Below are 4,398 nucleotides of genomic sequence, written 5' to 3' on the forward strand. Positions count from 1 at the left end.
TGATGCAGGCCGGTCGAGCTCGTGGAGCCGATGTACATGCCGGGGCGTACGCGGACGGCCTCGAGGCCCTCGAGGACCTTGATCTCGCCTCCGCCGTAATCGTTCTGTGTCGCCACGCGGTTTTCCTCCCACACACGAAAGACGTTTTACTTCAATCTTTACCATGATACACGCTGTTTCGGAGTGTCACTAAATAACCCGATTACCCCTACAGCGCGTTGAGAGGCCCGTGGCGGGGCTCTTTACTCGCCGCGCGTCTTGCTCCACTCAAAGCTCGCTTTCATTGCCGATTTGAGCGCGCTGCGCAAGGCGGCGTCCTCGATGGGCGCCACCTCGCGGTCGAGGCGGTCGCTCTCATCCGACGTGAGTGGAATCCGCGGCTGCGGGGTACGGGGCGGCGGAGTGGTGTCGATGCGCCCGCGAGGCCCCTGCGGGGTGTCCCCCACCGCCTGGTAGCCCGCGCGCGAGGTCTTGAACACGATGGCGTCGACATTGGCGCCGCGTGCGGCCATGCGAGCGCGGACGATCTCGCGCAGCATCGTCATCTCCTGCGTCCAGGACGGCGAATCCATGTAAACGATCAGCTCGTTGCGCTCGGCGGCAAAGTGCAGGCCCGTGGCGTGCTTGCCCTCGCGCGTGCCGCCGCACACAGCGTTCCATGCCGAATAGACCGCACGCGTGCGCTCGGCGGCGCGCAGCTGCTCGCGGCGCTCGGGGCTGGCGTCGTCGAACAGGCGGGCGCGCTCCGCGCCCAGGAATCCCTCGAGGCTCCGCGTCTCGCGCAGCCGGTCATCGCGCTTCGCCAATATGGACCACCTTCGTTCGAGACAGCAGATCGTCGTTGAAATACCCCAGGTTGGTCGTGGTGATGACCGTCTGGACCTCGCCTTCGATAAACAGCAGGATCGCCGCGCGACGCTGCTCGTCCAGCTCGCTCATCACGTCGTCGAGGAGCAGCAGCGGTGCGTATCCCAGGATATCGCGCGTCACCGCCACCTCGGCGATCTTCCACGCAAGCACGAGCGAGCGCTGCTGCCCCTGCGACGCGTACTGGCGCGCGGGCCGCCCGTCGATGGTGAAGGCGATCTCGTCGCGATGGGGGCCCACCAGGGTGAGACCGCGACGGCGCTCGTCGTCGGCGAGCTCGGCCAAGCGGGTGCGGAACAGCTCCTCCACGGCCGCGCGGTCGGCGAGGTCGGGGGTGACGCCGGGGGCATCCGTCGCGCCGGCGGGGACGGAGAAGATAGAGGGCTCGTACGCTATGGCCATGCGCTCGTGCGGGGCGATGCCCTCGTACGCGCGGGCGGCATGTGAGGCCACGCGGCGCAAGAGCGCGGCGCGATGCTGCATGAGCGCGGAACCGTTGGCCACCAGGGCCTCATCCCACGCCGCCAGGAGCGACGGATCGAGCGCGCGCTCTTTCAGCAGGTTGTTGCGCTGCTCCACCACGCGTTCGTACGCCGACACCAACGCCGCGTACCGCGCGTTGAGCTGCACGCCGAAATCATCCAGCGCTCGGCGGCGCACGCTGGCCGAGCGCTTCACCATGTCAAGGTCGTCGGGACAGAACAGCACGCTCGGCAGCACGCCGCGCACGCCGGATGCATTCGTCTTCTTGCCGTTGCGCACGAAAGCGCGGCGGCTTCCGCCGAGCTCGCACGCATGCTCGATACGCCGGCCCTCGCCTTCCAGCGTCAGGCGCACGAGTCCGCGTTCGTCGCCCTCGCGCAGCAGCTCGCGCGGAGCCGGCCGGCGGAACGACTGCCCCGAGGTGAGCAGCTGCAGCGCCTCGACCAGATTCGTTTTTCCCGCGGCGTTGCGGCCCACCAGGATCGTGATGCCGTCGGCTAGCTCGAGCTCGTAATCCTCGTAGCTTCGATAGCCCCGCGCCGTCAGGGTACGTGCATAGATGGCCATTAGATACGGACGGGCATGACCAGGTAGAGGTAGTTGATCCTGTCATAGCTCTTAAAGACGCCCGCCTGGTTGTAGGACTGCAGCTCCAGCGAGATCTCCTTCTCGCGAGCCAGGGCGTTCAGGCAGCCGAAGATGTAATGATAGTTGAACGCGATCACGCCGGAGTCACCCTGGACGTCCACGTCAACCGTTTCACGTGCAACATCCTGATCGCTCGAAATGGCGGAAAGGGCCAGCGTGCCGGCGTCGGCATCGATCTCGAACTTTACGGCCGAGTTATTCTGCGCGATAACGGCGACGCGCTTCAAGGCAGCGTTGAACGCGGCCACATCGATCTTCACCGTAGTGGCGCACGCAGCGGGAAGGAGCGCTTTGTAGTTGGGGAAGACGCCCTCGATGCGGCGCGAGACATACGTGGTGTTACCCGCCTCGAACACAACCTGGGTGTCGGTGGATCCCATGAGGATGGTACCCTGGCCGCCGGTGATGGACAGCGCGTCGTTGAACGCCTCCGCCGGAACGTTGAGCTCGAAGGAACCCTCGAGCGAGGAGGTCTCTACCTGCGTGTCGCACACGGCAAGACGGTAGGAGTCGGTGGCCACCAGGCGCACGGTATTGTTCTCAACGGTCATATACACGCCGTTGAGGACCGGACGGTTCTTATCGGTGGACGTGACGCGCCACACGCGCGAAACCATATCGGAGAGGACGTTAGCGGGCAGCTCCACCGTGGACTCCAGCGCATACGTGGGGAACTCGGGGAAGTCGCCGACGTCGAGCGTGTTGAGTCGGAAGGAGCTCTTCTCGCACCTGATGCTCACCTGGCGCTCCTCCATCTCGAAGGACACCGGTGCATCAGGAAGCGTCTTGGTGATGTTGGAGAGCATCTTGCACGGAACGACCATGGCCCCCTCGACCTCTACGCGCGCGGCGATGCGGTGGCGGATGGCGATCGTGTAGTTAGAGGTCTGGAATTCGAGAACGCCGTCGAATGCTCGGATGAGCACGCCCGAGAGAATGGGGAGCGTCGAAGAGCCGGCTACGCCTTTCATGACGGTAGCGAGCGCCTCGGAGAGTGCCGACTGGCTAACGGTGAACCTCATCTTTTATTCCTCTCTATATAGATATATATCTAATAATAGTAATAAGGCGGTGGACGCGGTGGATAGTTTACATATCTGCAGCTCAGGCGCTATATATCTTCTAGTTGAAGCCTGTGGAAAACCGAAGCGGTTATCAACAGGCGCCCGGTGCGGTGCGGTGTGCCCACAGGTGTCGGCAGCTCTTCAACATGATATCCAACAACTCCTAACAGGCTTCCCACAGGGCTCGTTCGAAGATTATCCCCATCTGTTTCCACGGTTTGCTAGGACTTCGCGGCGATCTTGGTTTTAAGCTGCTGCAGATCCTCGCAGATGTGGCGGTCTTCCTTCATCTTGCTCTCAACCACCTTGAGGCTGTTGAGGACCGTGGAATGGTCGCGTCCCCCGAACTCCGCTCCGATAGCCGAGGAGCTGAGCTCGCACAGCGAGTTGGACAGATATACGGCGACGTGTCGGGCGAAAGCGATGTCCTTCGAGCGCTTGGGGCCGATCAGGTCCTCATGGCTCACGTGGTAGAACTCCTCGACCACGGCTTGGACCGCGTCGATGTGGATGACCTTGTGAACCGTGTCGAAGTACTCGTCCGCCACCTTCTCGATATCCTCTGCGGACAGCTCCCGCCCCTGCTGCTCGCGTTCATAGGAGACGCTCGCGCAGCGCTCGCAGAAGCTCTCCAGCTCGCGGATGTTGTTGCCCGAGATCTCGGCCATATGGCGCAGCTGGTCGTCGGTGAGGGTGCCGCCCTGGCCGCGTACGGCGTCGAGCAGCGAGGCATCCACGTTGGCAAGGTCCGCTTCGGCTTGCACGCGGATGGAGCTCTCGTAGTAGCGCTTCAAGATCGTGTATTTCATCTCGAAACCGGGTTCCGACACCAAGCAGAGCATGCCGGCGTTGAAGCGGCTGGTGAGGCGCTCGTCCATGCCGAGGTTCTTGGGCGCGCGGTCGGACGCGATCACGACCTTCTTGTTTTCGCGGATGAACTCATCCATGAGCGAGAAGAAGTACTCGATGCTGGCCTGTTTGCCGATGATGTTTTGGATATCGTCGATGATCAGGACGTTCGCTTCGTGGTACTCGCGCAGTATCGAACGGCCCTCGGTCTTCTGTCGAGCGATCTCGTTGATGAAGTCGTCGATATAGGCTTGCGAGTTCGCATATTTCACGCGGATGTGCGGCTTCATCTCGGCGAGGTAGTTCTTGATGGCGAGTAGCAGGTGGGTCTTGCCCAGGCCCGAGTCGCCGTAGATGAACAGGGAGTTGCACTGGCCCGGCTCGTCGGCAAATGCGGCGAAGCGCTGGGCGGAATGGTAGGCGTGCTTGTTCTCGTCGCCGTAGACGAAGGTGTCGAAGGTGAATTTCGAGCTCACCGGCGCGGGCG

The 4,398-nt window shown here is 62.8% G+C and carries 4 protein-coding genes; all 4 read right to left on the minus strand.

The window, feature by feature from the left end; genetic code table 11:
• Positions 1–242: 242 nt before the first annotated feature.
• The gene (locus I2E26_RS05750) at positions 243–806 is read right to left on the minus strand and encodes a DciA family protein (RefSeq protein WP_229056453.1); all 564 of its coding nucleotides are present in this window, start codon (positions 804–806) and stop codon (positions 243–245) included.
• Positions 790–1,917, minus strand: a complete 1,128-nt coding sequence (locus tag I2E26_RS05755) for a DNA replication/repair protein RecF (RefSeq protein WP_195419963.1) — start codon at positions 1,915–1,917, stop codon at positions 790–792. Before I2E26_RS05755 ends, I2E26_RS05750 begins: the two co-directional genes overlap by 17 nt.
• Positions 1,917–3,020, minus strand: a complete 1,104-nt coding sequence (gene dnaN, locus I2E26_RS05760; protein ID WP_147587742.1) for a DNA polymerase III subunit beta — start codon at positions 3,018–3,020, stop codon at positions 1,917–1,919. Before dnaN ends, I2E26_RS05755 begins: the two co-directional genes overlap by 1 nt.
• A gap of 263 nt (positions 3,021–3,283) precedes the next feature.
• The coding region (locus I2E26_RS05765) for a DnaA ATPase domain-containing protein (protein WP_195419964.1) at positions 3,284–4,398 on the minus strand (1,115 nt) is incomplete at its 5' end.

The sequence above is a fragment of the Collinsella sp. D33t1_170424_A12 genome (assembly GCF_015554865.1).
Classification (GTDB): domain Bacteria; phylum Actinomycetota; class Coriobacteriia; order Coriobacteriales; family Coriobacteriaceae; genus Collinsella.